General features: G+C 55.9%; 11 protein-coding genes and 1 tRNA gene. 6 read left to right on the top strand and 6 right to left on the bottom strand.

What is annotated here, in order from left to right:
• Positions 1–136 precede the first annotated feature (136 nt).
• From ACODR6_RS20940 to ACODR6_RS20915, 6 genes are all read right to left on the bottom strand, one after another.
• On the bottom strand, positions 137–568 hold the full coding sequence (locus tag ACODR6_RS20940) for a hypothetical protein (protein ID WP_489024190.1): 432 nt from the start codon (positions 566–568) through the stop codon (positions 137–139).
• A 122-nt stretch (positions 569–690) separates the two neighbouring features.
• Positions 691–1,329 carry a hypothetical protein gene (locus tag ACODR6_RS20935; RefSeq protein ID WP_489024188.1) on the bottom strand — a complete coding sequence of 213 codons (639 nt, stop codon included), beginning with the start codon at positions 1,327–1,329 and terminating at the stop codon, positions 691–693.
• Positions 1,326–2,072 carry a hypothetical protein gene (locus tag ACODR6_RS20930; protein ID WP_489024186.1) on the bottom strand — a complete coding sequence of 249 codons (747 nt, stop codon included), beginning with the start codon at positions 2,070–2,072 and terminating at the stop codon, positions 1,326–1,328. The genes ACODR6_RS20935 and ACODR6_RS20930 overlap by 4 nt, the downstream gene beginning before the upstream one ends.
• Before the next feature lie 61 nt (positions 2,073–2,133).
• Positions 2,134–2,958, bottom strand: coding sequence for a hypothetical protein (locus tag ACODR6_RS20925; protein WP_489024184.1), 825 nt, complete (start codon positions 2,956–2,958; stop codon positions 2,134–2,136).
• A gap of 118 nt (positions 2,959–3,076) precedes the next feature.
• Positions 3,077–3,152, bottom strand: a tRNA-Ile gene (locus ACODR6_RS20920).
• Positions 3,153–3,243: 91 nt separating this feature from the next.
• Complete coding sequence (locus tag ACODR6_RS20915) at positions 3,244–4,002, bottom strand: alpha/beta fold hydrolase (protein WP_489024217.1); 759 nt, start codon at positions 4,000–4,002, stop codon at positions 3,244–3,246.
• 186 nt (positions 4,003–4,188) lie between these two features.
• On the opposite strand from ACODR6_RS20915, the gene ACODR6_RS20910 reads away from it, so the two are divergent.
• From ACODR6_RS20910 to ACODR6_RS20885, 6 genes are all read left to right on the top strand, one after another.
• Positions 4,189–5,571, top strand: a complete 1,383-nt coding sequence (locus ACODR6_RS20910) for an FRG domain-containing protein (protein WP_489024182.1) — start codon at positions 4,189–4,191, stop codon at positions 5,569–5,571.
• Between the two features lie 204 nt (positions 5,572–5,775).
• Positions 5,776–7,101, top strand: a complete 1,326-nt coding sequence (locus tag ACODR6_RS20905; protein ID WP_489024180.1) for a DNA cytosine methyltransferase — start codon at positions 5,776–5,778, stop codon at positions 7,099–7,101.
• Positions 7,102–7,104: 3 nt separating this feature from the next.
• Entirely contained in the window at positions 7,105–9,216 is a 2,112-nt protein-coding gene (locus tag ACODR6_RS20900) for a hypothetical protein (protein ID WP_489024178.1), read from the top strand.
• Entirely contained in the window at positions 9,213–10,724 is a 1,512-nt protein-coding gene (locus ACODR6_RS20895) for a hypothetical protein (RefSeq protein ID WP_489024176.1), read from the top strand. The genes ACODR6_RS20900 and ACODR6_RS20895 overlap by 4 nt, the downstream gene beginning before the upstream one ends.
• A complete protein-coding gene (locus ACODR6_RS20890) occupies positions 10,721–16,198 on the top strand; it encodes an ATP-binding protein (RefSeq protein WP_489024174.1) in 5,478 nt (1,825 codons plus the stop codon). Before ACODR6_RS20895 ends, ACODR6_RS20890 begins: the two co-directional genes overlap by 4 nt.
• Positions 16,173–16,640 (top strand): very short patch repair endonuclease, encoded by a 468-nt coding sequence (locus ACODR6_RS20885; RefSeq protein ID WP_489024172.1) that lies wholly within the window; start codon positions 16,173–16,175, stop codon positions 16,638–16,640. Before ACODR6_RS20890 ends, ACODR6_RS20885 begins: the two co-directional genes overlap by 26 nt.
• Positions 16,641–16,940: the final 300 nt, after the last annotated feature.

Below are 16,940 nucleotides of genomic sequence, written 5' to 3'. Positions count from 1 at the left end.
AGTAGTCCTCTCCGGTCGCGAGAACTTCTTGTAGATCAGAAATGATTACCTTGGACAATTCCTGTACCGTTCGCTCCGTCACCGGACCTTCGATAGAGCCTGACCCGCCCCTGAAGGTTGACGGCTTAGAGACTGCTTATGTCGCCTCGATCTCAACCTTCTCCATCTCTTTCATTTTGGACCCGCCGTACCGGATGATGCCACTTACCATGTCAGTGATTTGCTCGACTTCGCCACTTGGTACGCGGTTAGTCACCGAACTGACAACCGAAAGGTAATTGAGATAAAATTTGTTGCACGAGGCTGCGATCAAGTCGCCCTGCTGCAAGTCCCTCAATGCGTGTGCACCGAGCATTTGTAGATATTTCGACCGCTTTGCCGGCTCGCAGAACGAGAAGCCTGTCAAGCCACCAAAAATCTCCTTGAACGCAGCTTCAATCCCCCACAGCCTGATCGCATAGAGGGATTGCTCACCGGAGTTTCGATATTCATTCAGGAAGGCGTTCAAGGGCTCCAAGGCTAGGTCGTCGGTAGAGGTTTTTTTTCCGAATCTCGTCCAATCGCGCACAATTCTCTCCCGCTCACAAAAACTCCATGGATGCGGCAGGAAACAATTTGGGCACGGTAACATTCGAATGACCGACGCTTCCAACTCTGGTTTCCGACCGTAATCGTGTTAATTGTCGGCCGCTAGTCTCCAGCGACAGCCAAAACCTCGACAAAATGCCGTTTCGCCTGCTCCGCGAATTTCACCACCTCAACTCTGGACGACAAGGCTTCCAGGGGGCACCTGATCATCGTAGATTGGATACCTGAAGATGCATCGAACGGAACCTTGGCTTCCACGGCAGCCTCGTCAGGCCAAGGACTTTCGTTCCAAACCCTCATCCAAGTTAAATCCTTCGGTGTCATGCTTACGCATTTCCAGGCGATTAATGAGAACTCGGATCGACTTGTCTCGACCGGGGCAAACTCTCGCGGGTCGGGATCTCCTTTTGTAACATCGGATTGTGCAAACTCGCTGTCAGACGATACGTGGATATCAAGCATCCAGTCGCCCTTCATGGGTCTCACGCCCTGCCCTGCCGTGGTGAACAAGAATGAGGCTGCGTTCAGTGGCAAAAAGTGCCACCCCCAACGGTCAAATGGGTTTGTTCCACGCATCGGAGGCGTGGTCGTATTGACCGGCGACCACTGATAGAATGTCTTCCCAGGAAACTGATCCGCCACGAGCCTCGCCGTGTCGAGTATTCGACGGTAATATCCGGAGAGCAGGCGGTGAGCCTCGCGGACATCTTCGAGCGATCTTGCCAACTCAGCGTTACTCATGAATGCCTCCTAAATTCGTAGTCTAGTAGATGTACCTTGGCGGACGGAGATATCCTCCTGCCCGTCCGCATTTCCCCGAGCACTTGGACATGTCGAAATCCTGCCAGCGCCATAGCTTCTATGATATCGCCTAAAACCCTCCTCTCTGCTCCAGCCAGCGGTCCGTCCATGGCGCTCACTATCGCATCTAGGAGTTTCGGCCAATTTGCAGCAATGACCTTCACCTCAAGGCCATCTTGCCGCAACTCTTCTTGAAGCCGATGCATGGTTGTCGTCGCATGAGCGCCCAGTCCGCCAACGGCAAGGAGGTAAGCCGTCGCGCCATCACCCTCGGCAACATACTTGTGGTATGCATTCCATTGCCTGCGCCACTGCTCGGCATATTGATCATAGCCGGCGCGATATTTCGCTTCCAAGATGACATCGATACGAACTGCAGGATCTCCGACTTCGAATTGAAAGTAACCATCAGGCTCGACCGTCTTGAGACCATCATCGTCCTCCTGCCAAGTTGGCCAAAATTGCGCATCAATCATGTTGACGACTTTGTATTCGGGTAGGTCGCTTCCAAACGCGGATCGCAATATTGACCATAAAGTCTGGCCTGGCAGGTACGCCAGACGACCAAAGACCGCTGCAGTAAGCAAATCCTCTGACGACTTAAAGACATCGCGCCAGCTGCTGCCTGCGGGTATGTCAGTCCCGATCCGTCCTGCCTTGCCGTGTGTTATAGCTAAAAGCATTGGTTGTCCCCGATGGCTTATACAAAGTTTCTAGATGTGTATGGAAGCTCGAAAATCCATACTATCCTGACTGCGCGATCAACAGCTCGATCCCTAGATCGACCCGCGCCACCTCGCGAGCGACGAGCAAGTTTGTAAGCGCCCCTGCCTTTTCGTCATCGAGCGAGCCATCCGTTGCGGCGTTGCGTAGCCTGGCCAAGATGCGGTCGGCCAATCCATCTGCCTGCTGTCTCGACTGGAAAGAAGCTCGGTGTAGGACGTTTTGACGGACTCTCATTGCGACCTCGACCAAAGTGGCATTGTGTTTGGCCTTGAACTCGAGGCTAATCTTCGACATGACCTCGTCAAATGTGTTTTTCGGCCGCTCTTGCGGAACAGAGCAAAAGTATGCCCGGTTCAAATGCCGCTTGTAGGCGATCGTGTGCTGCTTATTGTCCGGAAGCGGTCCGATTTGAAGAGGCGAGAAGAACGCCGAATTTGCAGACACCTGACCAAGATCGTAGGACGCGTTAAAAGTCTCGATACTTTCCAGTTCCGGCGCGGCGTAATACACGCATCCGGCATTGGACTTTTCCAACGCAATCAGATGTTCGTGCTGTTTAGATGCACTGCTACGCATTAGCGCAATCCGAAAGAATGGGACCTTCAAACCAGGGCACCCACCACCGGCGATCTCGAAAGCGGTCGATTTTGTCATCCGCTCCGGAAGCTTGAATTGCACAAAAAGGGGAGCGGCCGGCTGATTGATTTTGACGTCATATCCAAGCTTGGCCTCTTGGACCAGGTTTGGAAAGACCGGTGCGCCTGACGAGCTGGCTGGACGTGAGCGCAGCAAATTTTCGGTGAAAGCATATCCGTACGAAAATTCTGTATAGCCAACTTTCATCGAGATATCAGTTCCTCAAATGTACCAAGGTCTTCTACACTTAAAGAAATGGGTTCGACCATAAGCGCCCCTGAACAGCAGGCCAAGCATTCTTATCAATAGAGCATGGGCACCGAACTGGTAGGCCCGGCAGGATTCGAACCTGCAACCAATCGGTTATGAGCCGACGGCTCTAACCGTTGAGCTACGGGCCTGCAAATCAAACGTAGAGTCTTGTCGAGGGATTCGCAAACTCCAATTGTCGAGAGTGACAGCTGCCGAAACAGTGTCGGCAGCTGTCCAATGTTACTTCGCCTTGGCCGCGTCCTCGATCACTTTCGCAACTTTCTCGGGATGGGAAACCATCACAACATGAGAAGCTCCCTTGACCACGACGGTCTCCTTGGAATTCGCTCGCTCAGCCATCCAACCAAGCGCCTGTGGGGGGATGTTCTTGTCCTTGTCCCCGTATACGAAGTAGGACGGAATGCTCTTCCAGCTGGCTACTGACGACTTTTCGCCAAGGGCCTTGTCTGTAATCGGGCGTTGCGTCGCTGCCATCAGTGCTGCTTCGCTCTTGGGCACGTCAGCTGCAAACTGATCGCCAAAGCTCTCCTGCTTGATATAGAGGTCTTTGCTGCCACCCTCCAAGGAAACCGGCTCCGCTAGGGTTGGCGCAAGCGTGCTACCAGGGAACTTCCCTGACAACTCCAAGGCGGACTCGCCGATCTCCGGTGCAAATGCTGCGACAAACACCAACAACTTGACGTTCTTCGAATCCTTCGCTGCTTCGTTGATGACAGAGCCTCCGTAAGAGTGGCCAACCAAAACGACGTCACCCTTAACTCCCGAAACGACACGCGACACGTAATCGCCATCGAAAGCGACGCTGCGCAAAGGGTTCGCTACGGCGACGACGGGATAGCCATCCTTCTCGAGCTTGCCAATGACGCCATTCCAACTGGAGGCGTCCGCGAAGGCTCCGTGAACGAGAACGACAGTCGGTTTGTCAGCAGCATGAGCAAAGCCGAGAGCCGAGGCGAAAAGGACAGTCGCGAGGATAATGCGGCGCGTAACAAGAAACTCCTTTTTGTTTGCGTGATATTAAATTGCGTACAATGGATATTTAGTCAAGTGCCGGAGTTTTTGTTCACTAGGACGTGAAGATAACGAAGGCGATAAGTCGGAATGCACGTTAAACGTGAATTAACTTCTGATCGTTTAGGCATGAAGGAAATCTGGGGGCAATAAATGAGCGAGCCGACATTTAATTTTATTGTGGCAGGTGTGGATACAGCGTGGGACGTTCCCATCGGCGAGAAGAGCCTCGACGACTTTATGCTACCGCGCATCCTGGAATACACTCCGAAGGAGATCGAAGCGCGTTTTGAAGGGCTAGATGACAAAGCTCTCGCTGAGTTGATCGCTCTCCCCGCCATCTTCGCCAGTGAACTGAAATGGGATAGCGAGGCTGACGTTGACTACATGACGATCCGGTTGGGTCGCGTGACTAGCATCGCCAAGGGGCCCAGAAACGTCGACTACCAATTCTGCCTGGATGAAGATTTGGGTCGAATTGTTGTCCGGGACAAGCAGGAGCGGAAAGCCCTCGCAGATGAGCTCGGCATTCCGAGTTGGGAATTCAATCGTACCCATTGGGCAGTCAAGGATCTCGACTACGACAGCTTCGTTGCCGTTCTTCGAAAGTGGCGTGAGGATGTTCAGCTCGCGCCTGCCGCTTTCGAAGCACCAATTCAAGCCGACGTGGCCGCCGGGAGACTGGTAGCAAAATCTGTCGAAGAGTTCCTAAGCCTTGTGCTCGGCCTCCAGGTCAGGGAGGCCTCAGAAATGTATTTCAGGGGACATGCGGATGGAGAGAACCACAAGCTCGTCCCGTCTGCACTCAGGAAGGACAAGGACGGAGATTTTCCCTATTTGACGTCCGAGAGCCGCATTTTCAGCGAGCTCGAATGCCGTCACCCTTTGGAGTTTGCCGGTGACCGATATACCTACGAAAAGCTTGTTCGGATGCAGCATTTTGGGCTACCTACCCGCCTTCTCGACGTAACCTCCAACCCCCTTATCGCGCTATTTTTCGCATGCAGCGACCGCAAAGATGACGTTCCCGGCCACGTAATTATTCTCCAGCCCAAGATCAATGAGATCGAGTTCTACGACTCCACCGTCGTGAGCTGCATCTCCAATCTCGCGCGGCTCGATTACAGCCTGAAGGAAAAGCTCGGCCTCGACAAGGAGCCGCTGGAGTTCGCGCACTCGAAGCCTGGGCAAGCGCTGATTACGCAGATTGCGGCGGAAAAACCACACGTTGAAAGCTTTGACCCCCGCATCTTGCAGCGAATAGTGTTTGTCCGGGGCCAGAATTCAAATCCGCGCATATCATCGCAGGTCGGCTCTTTCCTCTTGTTTGGCCACAACGCTACACTCGAAGAAAACGACCGCGACCTGGGCGTTTCCAGGATCATAATCGAGAACAAGAGCCATATCATGGAACAATTGGCTCGACTCAACATCAAGGAGAGCGTTGTCTACCCCGGACTCGAAAGCTCAGCCCGCGAGATTGCCAAGACTTTTGCGTACCTTGACCCACCGCCAGACGCGACAACGGCAGTTTGATGCATGCCGATCGCATCCCTGTCCAATCGTGACCCGGGAGGACTTTTTTCGGGCGAATCAGTTGCCGAATTTGCTAAGCTTGGGTTGGATATCTTGAGGGTGCCAGAGAGGGTGCGATGGGCGTTGAGAACGCTGTCAATGCTGCCGATTTGACGTCCGAATTGCGATCATTGGACAACCATCCCGCTAGCATGAGAGCGCTTGATGACTAAACTAACATTCGCGGACCTCTTCTCAGGCTGTGGAGGACTGTCACTTGGCCTGACGCTCTCGGGGCTTCACGGGCGCTTCGCCATCGAGCGAGATGCAATGGCATTCCAGACATTTGCAGCCAACATGCTGGAGCGAAAGGTAGCGAAGCGCTTTGATTGGCCAAGTTGGCTTGAAAAAAAGGCCTGGGATATCGAAGAACTCTTGGACCAGCACCTAGCCGACCTGAGGTCGCTGAGGGGGCAAATCGATATCTTGGCAGGGGGGCCTCCTTGCCAGGGCTTTAGTTTCGCTGGACGACGCAACGAAGATGATCCACGAAACCTGCTTTTCAAGAAATATGTCGAGATGGTGCAGGCGTTGCAGCCGCAGGCAATCGTGATCGAGAACGTTCCGGGCATGAAAGTCGTTCATGCACGCCGGAACGTGATTGACCTGCAAAATCCAAGCCAGAAGGATAAAAAGGTTTCCTTCTACGATAAGCTAGCCGAAAGTCTTTCGGACGCTGGCTATGCCGTTGAAGCCAAGCTCGTCGACTCATCAGCGTTCGGAGTACCCCAAAAAAGATCGAGGCTGATTGTCATTGGCGTCAGGAAGGATCTTTGCGAGTGGCTCGATGGCGGCATCAAGCACGTCTTCGACCTCCTGGAAGTTGCGAGGATGGCACAGCTACGCGAGCTTGGCCTGGCGGAAATCGTCACCGCCTCCGATGCCTTGTCCGATCTGGAAATCAACGGCCGTGCTCTCAGTCCGACGACAGACCCGCAGTGCCCCCCTCGCTATTTGGAGGCAAGCTACTACGGCCCGAAGACCCCTTATCAAGAACTGATGAATTTTGGCCATGACGGCCCCATGGACAGCATGCGGCTCGCGCGACACCGCGACGACGTGCGAGAGAGATTTGGCAAGATCCTCGCGGAATGCAGGCGCGGCGTACGCATGAGTGACGCTAGTCGCAAATCCTACAATCTGAAAAAGCACAGGATTTTCCCCATGGCGGGCCATGATCCTGCGCCGACGGTTACCACGCTCCCAGATGACATCCTGCATTACTCCGAACCTCGGATCCTAACAGTCAGGGAGTACGCACGCCTGCAATCCTTCCCGGATTGGTTTCACTTCAAGGGTAAATATACAACGGGCGGAAAGCTTAGGACGAAGGAATGCCCGCGATATACCCAGGTAGGTAATGCCGTCCCGCCGCTACTTGCCCGCGCGATTGGCAAGGCACTCCAGCAAACGCTGGCGGAGGTTTCGGCAGCTCGTGATCAGTTCAAAAAGACGGCGAATGCCAAGGCGCCGGCACTCGCAGTAGGATGACCCATGGAAACGATGGTGGACGACGAAGCTAAACGGCCGTATCCCGCAGAGCTTCTAAATTGGGCTGGCAATCGGTCGGGAGGCGTCCGCCGCTTGTTTGATGAAGCGAGTGGCCGCCCAGGCGGTGCCGTATTCGAAACAAACCTGCTGCACCGGCTGCAAGATTGGGCAAATGCCCTTAGTCGCGGTGATCCCAATGCTCCACGCATCCTTCTTTTGGTGGGGGGCCCCGGAAATGGCAAGACCGAGGCGATCGAATCCACGGTTGGCTGGCTTGACGATGCCTTGTCAGCTGAGAACAAGCTCAGAGCTGAACTCAAGGAGCGCTTCACGCCCGATAACAACGAGCTTGTCCCACGCTTGATCCGCGTTGCCGCCGGATCCATGGGGACACCTCCCCGAAATCTGCAAATCTCTATCGTCCAAGACGCATCAACCGTCGTCGGAACGGGAAAGCCTCACCGCCTGCTTCTCGAAGAGTTGGAAAAGATGCAGTCGCTTCCCCTGGAAGAGGCTTATCTTTGTTGCGTCAACCGCGGCATTCTCGATGATGCACTAATCGAGGCGATCGACAACGGTACGGCTGAGCAGCGGAAGCTTCTCGAGGCAATCACGAGATCGGTGAGCGTCGTCCCAGATGCGCCATCTTGCTGGCCTCTCCAGGGATACCCGCAGGTAGCTGTCTGGCCCATGGATGTCGAATCCCTCTTGATCGCCCCCTCTCGCGGCGGCGACGCGCCCGCCCGGGCAGTGCTCCTACATGCCTTGGACGAACAGAAATGGCCCGAGGCAGATAGCTGCCCAGCGGGGCCACGATGCCCATTCTGCACTAGCCGCCTGAGGCTGTCTCGTGACCGTGAAGAAGAGTCATTCCTTAAAATCTTGCGATGGCACGAAGTGGCTAGTGGAAAGCGCTGGAATTTCCGGGACCTATTCTCGCTAATGTCCTATCTCCTTGCGGGACATCGAGTTGATCCAGCATACGCGAACCTCGATCCATGCGAGTGGGCTGCGACGCTCATATCGCTCGACGAAGGCGCCCGTCCCGGTTCCAAGCCTTTACCGGGGCCATCCGCAGCCATATTCCATCTGGTTTCTGCACAATACCAGCATGCGATCTTCCACAAATGGGAGACCTCCGCTGCGTCGTCAATCCAGAAGGATATCAAGGAACTTGACCTTGAAGACGACAAGACCGCAATGGGCCTCTATCATTTCTTGTCGGCAAGAAAGTCGGCTTATCTGCCATCCATGATTGCCGATGCAATTGACGGCCTCGCAGATACACTCGATCCGGCACTGGCCCTGCCAGACACGGTGGTACAAGCAAGCCGCAACACTAGCTTCGCCTTGCGGGAATTGGACGTCCGGTTCAGCCGATCCGTTTCCGAGGGTTTTGATTTCATCCGGAAGCTTCAGATCGTAAGTCGACTGGAAGCCGACCTCCTAGACCGGCTCGCGAAGCTGGATGACTTGCTTTCGACGGGTGGCATTCGCCGTCGCCGCCCGGCTTCGGCTACAAACATCCAACGCTTCATTCGTGATTTTGCTTGCAGGCTCGTGAGACGATCGCTGGGGACTCGAACTAGCGTTGTGCAGGATGCGCAAACGTTGGCTGAATTCCAACGCGTAGTCGAGGACGCTGGTGGCGAGGATCTTTACGATGTTGCGCACGAGGTGGAGCAACTCCTCAATACGAACCAAGACTTCGAAATATCGCTGACAACCACATTCGGTCAACCGCTCCTGCCGCCCATCAGGCAGGCGACCCTTGTCGTAACCGCTCGCACCGTCCGGCCCAAAGAGGCCCGGCAGGACGGCCGTCCGATATCGCCATTCTGCTACCTGACAGTCGGCGAAGGCCGATCGAGCAAGACTATCGTACTGACCTACGACCTCTTCAAGGCAGTGAAGGAGCTGGAATCCGGAATGTCAGCAGCGTCTCTTCCGGCCAGCGTTCGCGCTTTGCTTGATACCACTCGTGCCCGCCTCTCCGGTCCAACTGTACGAGACGAGATAGCGCTTGAACGCGCACGGATCCGTATTGGCACGAGCGGAATATCCGTCGTGCAGAAGCGCGATCGGTTTGGCGTCCGCAAGGAGACGGTTCGATGAACCTTGCAAAGTTTAAGGACGAGCCGTGGAAGACCTCCCATCCGGCCTACGAAAACTGCAATCTCGCAATGTCGCCGGCGCCGGAATACGCAAGCTCAGAGGTAATCCTGTCGTCGCTTTACCGTCAAATCGGACTAAAGGGTGCGAGTGAAGGAAGCGTACCGCAATCGGGAAGGAATCTTGAGAAGGAAGTCCAGCGGTCTCGAAACAAAGGAACCGCACCTGAAATGGCGGTTCTTGACGCGAACACGTTCAACGGCTTGCTTCACTCGGTCCTGGAGAGCCCGAAGCTCCCGAACCAATCCGCCAAGCGCTTCGTGCAGGTAGCTCCACTTGTGCCACAAGCCGCGATCTTTTCAGGATCCGCGCGTCTCAGCAGCAATTCGTGGCCGGCCGGTGCTCTTGTCAAGCGAATGGTCAGGATCGGAAGCCCTGACCAAGCGTCTGCTAATAAACTCTGGGAACAGCTCTTCGATGCACTGTCCGTCTCTCCGAGTGATGACATATTTGCTCGGTTCTTAAAGGAAGAAATCGGTGCCTGGGCGCCCGAGCCAAGCTGGGAATTCATCCCGCTGGAAGCGGAGCCAGGCATCGACGAAGCAGACTTGCACCAACTCAACTACCCAGCAAGGCGGTTTGTCCGCGACCTTGAAGCCATAATTTCAGCTAAGGACGCGATGACGCGGCGCCAGTGGACGAGCCTCTTGGAGGCGATCATTCGCATTGCTGCGGTCGCCCACATCACCTGGATTTGCGATGTCCACGCAGGTATCTGGGATTGCGTCCGCCAGTCGATCGCAGGAAACGGACCAAGCAATCCGGAAGAAGTGCGAGCGCGGCTGTTCCCTGCTTCCTTCCATTACTTTGCCTACGGTGACAGGGCGCTCCTCGGAATCAAGGACAAGACATCGGCATTTCTTCGTGCTCGAATAGGGTTGAACGCAGTTCTCTGGGCAGCACAAGATGCTGGCTATCAGCAAGCTTCTCTTTCGTCGTCCCGATCGATCTTTGACCTTTGCGCGTTCCTACAAGGAAACGTAGAGAAAGTTCAGCAGGCGGGGCTAAACGAGGCACTCATTGAAGTTACCGAGAGAGAGACCAGGACCCTCCTATGCAAGAAGGGTATCGGCTCCAACATAATGGAGTTCGCTCGTCACGTGCTTGGCCAACGCCAAGCTGCAAATCCAGTCCTCCGAGGCTACGATCAGGGCTTTGCGCTGCGGAAGAAGGGTGTGAGCAACAGTAGTCCGTGGGTCGTTGGGCTCGGACCCGTAGCGACCCTCGCGCTTGTTCACTGCGCCCTTTACGGCACGAATGGCCCTCGATCGGTGAAAAGACTTACCCAGCATCTGGCTGGCTACGGAATGATTGTCGACTACAACGATATCGCCAAGAACGATCTTGGAAACCAACTTAGACTTCTTGGCCTGGTCCTAGACAGTCCCGACGCGGAAAGCGGAATGCTGCTCAGCCCTCCGTTCGCCACAGGGCAGGAGAATATTGCGTGAGCCGCCTCGCAACACATATCGCTGAAATCATCTTCGAGAAATTGTCCTCGGTAACGCAATCCAGCGAGACTGAAGTGCGCCTTGTTTTCCATGGCCCGCCCTTGGAACTCATGAAGCAAGTGTTCGATATCCTGCAAGCGCAGTCGCTGCCGGGGAGCGTGCCATTGTTGCTTCTCCTGCCGGAACTTCCTCCAGGCGTGGAAAACCCACCGCTCGGGGCGTCTGGCTATTGCAACGACACCCATCTACTGAACCTTAGGAATTCGCCCTCGCGACCCGCATTCCTGGGCTTGGTCCCACCCGGACAACACAGCATGCGATCTGTTACGTCCACGACCGACGAATTCGGCCTCGCTGCTGTCAACAACGGGGGCAACGTGCCTTTCGATGACTGGTGGGCTGATGAGTTTATCCAGAAGCTCGTGAATGTCGCTATCTCAAACGCGGGATTAGTTGAAGCGAGCAATATCGACGATGCGCGTTTCCTGTTGAACAGGGCGGGCTCTGCTGCCGACGGCATGGATGGTAGCCGGACACATCGTACGGCTGCTTGGAAACTCCTGTCTCGTGCGTATTCAGCCGGAACGGCTGGAAATGGCCTGACTTCATTCCAAGCAATAGCTCTTGCATGCGGCTTTCCTCCGCTGCGCAACGCCAATTCCCTATCCAAAACACAGGCCACGGTACTCGAAAAGGTGGCCGAGGCGATGGCTGATGGTTTTGGCGAGGGAATCAAACGGGCCAAGGAAACGGCGTCCGCAGAGGAGGCCAACTATCTAGACGATTTCCTTGTACACCTGAGAAGTGTTTGCGAGCTGCCAACTCCGTTCGAGCGTGCCACGCCAGCATTTTATGCTCCGGAGACGGGGTTGGAACTGCCCCATCCCCCCGCATGGTGGACACACCTAACCGCTGAACGTTGGTCTGAGCTACTGACCGAGGATGCGCCCGCGCAGGGCGATATAACAATGACTTGCGCCAACATCCTTCTCCCACCTCGCAAGGGCATGCCGCTAATCGTCAAGGACGAGGTGGTGCTTTCATTCGCTGTCGAGGCACTGGATGCAGCGGGCACCGTTGTGAACCTCACTCGAGGTCGCAACGTTTCGGTTGGCTCGATTGCGGTGAAAGCGAACGAGGATACCCAGTTAAGAGACCAGCCTCCATCACACAAATCGCCTATTCGCTACTCTGCAGCTGCGGAAAATTTCAATCCAGGTGCAGTCAAGATCATTTCCTTGGCTACTTGGGCGCCAGGCCTTGTAGTTGCCTGCCGGCAAGCCAAGTCTATGGTTCCTCCGCGCAAGCCGTCGAGGCGCGGGCGGTCGGGGCCGGAGTACGAGGCATCCCTTTCTATTCCGGGCGGGGGTCGTCATGAGCTCCTCGTGCTTACAGCACCGGGGATCATCCTCGACCCAACCGCCTTGGGGATGTCAGACGATGACCAGGACCAAGGCGGAGGGTCGGATAACCTCAAGGTGCACCCTGTCCCGCTTGGGTACCACCAAATCGAAGTGGAAGCAGACGGCAACTATCAAGTTGATATTGGGTACACACGGACAGATATCGACGGCACGGCTACGCACGAGACGTGCCGGGTCCTCATTACAGTCGAAGATGTCACCGAACAGGGCTGCCGCAGTGAATTTGAAAGGCTAATTCGCGTAAACCGTTCTGCCGTCGAGCCCTCCGAGGCCAAGGCGGTCGTCCAGCTCAACCGAAGCTCCCGTTCTTCTGGTTTGCAAGAATGGATGCTGCTGGAAGAAACAGTCGAGTCCTCGTACCTCCCGATCGTGCTCGCTGATGACTACGCGGACCACTGGGTGCAGCCCTCGTGGAGTACCGGACTTGGGACGGTGTTTTCAGACGGTCGCTTCATTCACGACCCACGGCCGCAGATATCCGAATTCCAACCGCCTGCAGCTTTCATAGAGGCTCGCAAGGCAATCGCCGCCAAGGTAAGGGGTGCCAACGACGAGAATGGCTTGATGGAGTCTGCGACGCTAGGGAAATGGCTAGCGGACGATGAGGGATTTCGCGATATCATTGAACGCTACCTCGACAGTTACACGTCGTGGCTGGCAGCAGAGCCCGACGTGGCTTGCTGGGTCGACGTGGCGATGGTTACGTCTCTCGAAGATGACCAAATTACGATATCACGCACTCCTGACGCTATTATTCTTTCTCCCCTTCACCCGGTGCGCGTCGCGTGGCACGCGCTGGCACAGCGAATGTTGGTGGAAACAGAAAATGGCGCCCCCTGCCCCGCCGCCAGTGTCCTAGATCCTGATTGCATTCCCGATGTTCTTACCCTGGCGCTACGCTCGCCTGACGGGATCGAGAAACTGGAGTTCCTAGCCGTGGAGAATGGGACTGATTATTGGTCAGTTCTCTGGAACGGCACGCGGCTGAGAAGCCTCCCGGCACGGTCCCGGGTCGCCCCGTTTGGAGATGCGTTCGGGATAGCTGTCGGCGGTATATCCGTGGGCTTTAGCTCCGCCCAAGTCGGACGCGCCTTGGAGGACGTCTCCGGGCTACTGGCCGCCAAGCCGGTCGTCGGGCTTGTTGTCGCTAGCGCCGGCGGAACGACCGATGCCTGCAACGAAGGCCTGATAAACTGGTGCTCGGATCGGTACAAGGACACAAATGGGCGCACGCCTCGCCATGCAGCCGGCCCCCGCTTCATTGAAGTGTATGATCATCGCGACCCGGCCTCGCAACCCGATGACGCTACAATTGCGAACCTCGCCGAGGATACCAGCAACAGCGTCAAGTGGTTCTCAAGGCAACCCAAGAACGCAAAGCCGGATCTTGGAATCCTGGCGCAGCTCGACATGTCGGAGCCAAGCGCCACAGCGGTCAGCGAGCGTTCTCCGCTTGGTTATGGTGGACTATTGCGGCACCGCGTAAGGCGTCAGCTTGCTGGACGTGGAGCCTTTCTCAGCGAGACGCGCCAGTCGATGCTGAGCGCGGCATCCGGTGACGTTTTCGCTGATAAGGTTGCGGCCAGCATCGGGCAGATCGAGAGCTTGGGTGACCGTCGCGTAGGCATGCGCTTCGCACCTAACGTCAACGCCATTGGCGATATGCTCGAGCGACGGAACGCTGACTTCGTTGCAGTCTCTTCTTCGGCAATAGACCCTGCATGCTTCCTTGGCGGTTGGCTCGAAGGAGCCTACCTTTGGGACTACGACATGCCATCGTATTCCCACCGCGCCGGTGACACGAACGGCTACTACCTGTTGTCGAAGGTCAAGGATGCCGACCGCGAGGCACTTGGCAAGGCCCTTGCCCGCTTGCCTGGTTGTAGCGCGATACAAGGCGACAAGGTGCAAGATGTCCTGTTGGAAATCGCTCGCCGGGGCATTCCAACCATTCGGGGCCTTGCAGGCGACAACAATGGAGCGACTGGTGACCTTGGCCTGTTTGTCGCTGTCCGGCTCCTGCAAGATCGCTTCCGGCTCCAGAACGTCGGAGAATCCCTCCTCCCGGTAATTTCAAAGGACGGCGAGGATACGAACGTCTGCATAATCGTCCCAGTGGATCCCTTTAGAGGATACTTTGCGGACATCTCCCGGTCACTCGGCCGAGACAAGAAGGACACTACCTTGTCGCGACCGGACTTCATGGTCGTCGGGATACGGCTTTCCGGCGAACGTGTCGACATTCACCTTACACCTATCGAGGTGAAGTGCCGCCCGGGCTCTGTATTTCCTGTTGCCGAAGTGGATGGCGCACTCGAGCAAGCTCGCACATTTTCTCGTCTGCTGACAAAGCTGCTTCCCCACGAAGGCCAACAGGCGGCATGGGCAATGTGCTTCCAGCACCTGCTACTTTCCATCATTGGCTTCGGCATGCGTGTTTACAGCCAGCACGAGGATGTCGTCGGCCGCGAAGGCTTGTGGTCCTCAATTCATGAACGGGTGGCGGCTGCAATCCTTGGTCCGGAGCGGTGCGTCTCAGTCGACAAGCGCGGGCGCTTGATCATCGTTGACGAGAGCCCACAGAGCGTCGTCAGAGATAGGGACGACGACGGCTTCGAGGAGACCGTTACGATTGGCACGCAGGACGCAGGCAAGATCGTTGCTGGCGACCCGCTGGAATTCTACGACATCGTCCGCAACCGGGTGAGTAACTGGGGCTTGTTTCCAAACCCGCACCAGGCAGCAGCCTCCGAAATTGCGGTGCAAGCACCGGCGGCGGCAGCTGTCGAAGATGCAGCAGGATCGGCTCACGAGGACCAAGATGAGGTCCTCGACGCACCGCCCGCAACGAGCATCCAAGCGAGTGACAAACAGGGAGAAAATCCAGTGGAGGCTCAGGATGGCGGCGTGGTCCTAGACATCGGGAAGGCCATCGACCGCCTGCGACCGACGGAGTTGACGCTTAACATCTCCGACACCCGGTTGAATAATCTCAACATGGGCGTGGTAGGGGACCTTGGAACTGGCAAGACCCAATTGCTGAAGTCCTTGATCCTGCAGATATCCAGCTCCGCTTCCAGCAACCGGGGCATCAAGCCCCGAATGCTGATATTCGACTACAAGCGCGATTACAGCAGCGCAGACTTTGTGCAAGCCACCGGCGCGAAGGTTGTGAAACCATATAGGCTGCCCCTGAACTTGTTCGATACCAGCACGCTGGATGACGTCCCCGCACCGTGGCTGGACAGGTTTAGGTTCTTCGCGGACGTGCTGGACAAGATTTACTCCGGGATTGGTCCGGTTCAACGCGACAAGTTGAAGAAGGCGGTAAAGGCATCGTACGACGGGCGCCTGACTAACGATCCACCAACACTTAGTGATGTTCACGCGGCATATGCCGAATTGCTGGACGGGAAGGCCGACTCGCCGATGGCGATCATCGACGACCTGATCGACATGGAAATATTCGCAGCGAAGGCCAGCAATACTGTCCCGTTCGACCAATTCCTGGACGGGATCGTCGTCGTTTCGTTGGACGCGCTCGGCGCGGACGATAGAAGCAAGAACATGCTGGTGGCCATCATGTTGAACATGTTCTACGAGAACATGTTGCGGACGCCTAAAAGGCCATTCTTGGGAAGCGAGCCGCAGCTTCGCGCGATCGACTCATATTTGCTGGTCGACGAGGCGGACAACATCATGAGGTACGAGTTCGACGTACTGCGCAAGTTGCTGCTTCAGGGCCGCGAATTCGGTATTGGCGTTATCTTGGCGTCCCAATACCTCCGGCACTTCAAGGCGAACGCGACCGACTATCGAGATCCGCTACTGAGCTGGTTCATCCACAAAGTGCCGAACATTACCGCAGGGGAACTTTCCGCCCTGGGGTTGGTTGGTAGTGCAGCTGAGCAAGCAGAGCGAATTAAATCTTTGAAGGTTCACGAGTGCCTCTACAAATCATTCGATGCACCAGGCGAGATCGTTCGAGGCTTGCCCTTCTTCGAACTAGTCGCTCGTGAGGGCGATGGCCCTGGAAGCGATGGTCGATAGCCTAACCCCAGCACAGAGATCAGAGCGGATGTCACGCATCCGCTCGTCTAACACCAAACCCGAGGTTTACCTTCGGAAGGCGCTCCATCGCCTTGGATTTCGTTTTCGACTGCATGGAAGGAAGCTTCCTGGCAAGCCCGATATAGTCCTGCCCAGGCACAAGGCCGTCGTCTTCGTGCACGGCTGCTTTTGGCACCGACATCAAGGCTGCAAGGTAGCAACTGTTCCCAAGTCCAACACGGATTTCTGGATGGCCAAGTTCGCCAGGAATGTGGAACGCGATAAGATCGTCACGCAAAAGCTGCAGGATGAAGGTTGGAGAGTTTTTGTCATATGGGAATGCGAGACAGACACCCTGGGGAAGGCAGCAATAGCCGCCAATGAACTTGCTGGGCTCATCCTTGGGCCAAGCTCAGCTTTCCAGGCCAATGAGATTCCCTAGTTGTCGCCTCGCCTCAATTGCCACCGAGCGATTGTCGAATTGTCCCGACAGACATTGATACACCTGCTGCCGTGGCGCCGCTTCTGCGACATCGGCGGCTCACCCAATTCTCGGCGATTTCCTTGATGCCTAAAGCATCCTTGCTGCACGGTTGCAATTATCGTAAAGGCCGAGAAGCCGCTCTGGTTGCAGAGCCAGAATCGATTTATCTCTTGGGCCCTCGCCGTTTGTTCCTCGGATCCCGTGCATGTCTTCAACTAGTTGGGCCAACGATTGCTTGGCATTCCTGATAAAGAACCG

This window comes from Rhizobium sp. FG96, from assembly GCF_057808655.1.
The sequence above is the reverse complement of the archived record's forward strand: the minus strand, read 5'-3'. Positions and strand labels throughout refer to the sequence as shown.

What these genes read in the sequence shown, in the direction of transcription:
- ACODR6_RS20935 (WP_489024188.1), bottom strand. Translation starts at nt 1,329, where the DNA reads ATGAGTAACGCTGAGTTGGCAAGATCGCTCGAAGATGTCCGCGAGGCT.
- ACODR6_RS20885 (WP_489024172.1), top strand. Translation starts at nt 16,173, where the DNA reads ATGGCCCTGGAAGCGATGGTCGATAGCCTAACCCCAGCACAGAGATCA.
- ACODR6_RS20900 (WP_489024178.1), top strand. Translation starts at nt 7,105, where the DNA reads ATGGAAACGATGGTGGACGACGAAGCTAAACGGCCGTATCCCGCAGAG.
- ACODR6_RS20905 (WP_489024180.1), top strand. Translation starts at nt 5,776, where the DNA reads ATGACTAAACTAACATTCGCGGACCTCTTCTCAGGCTGTGGAGGACTG.
- ACODR6_RS20925 (WP_489024184.1), bottom strand. Translation starts at nt 2,958, where the DNA reads ATGAAAGTTGGCTATACAGAATTTTCGTACGGATATGCTTTCACCGAA.
- ACODR6_RS20910 (WP_489024182.1), top strand. Translation starts at nt 4,189, where the DNA reads ATGAGCGAGCCGACATTTAATTTTATTGTGGCAGGTGTGGATACAGCG.
- ACODR6_RS20930 (WP_489024186.1), bottom strand. Translation starts at nt 2,072, where the DNA reads ATGCTTTTAGCTATAACACACGGCAAGGCAGGACGGATCGGGACTGAC.
- ACODR6_RS20895 (WP_489024176.1), top strand. Translation starts at nt 9,213, where the DNA reads ATGAACCTTGCAAAGTTTAAGGACGAGCCGTGGAAGACCTCCCATCCG.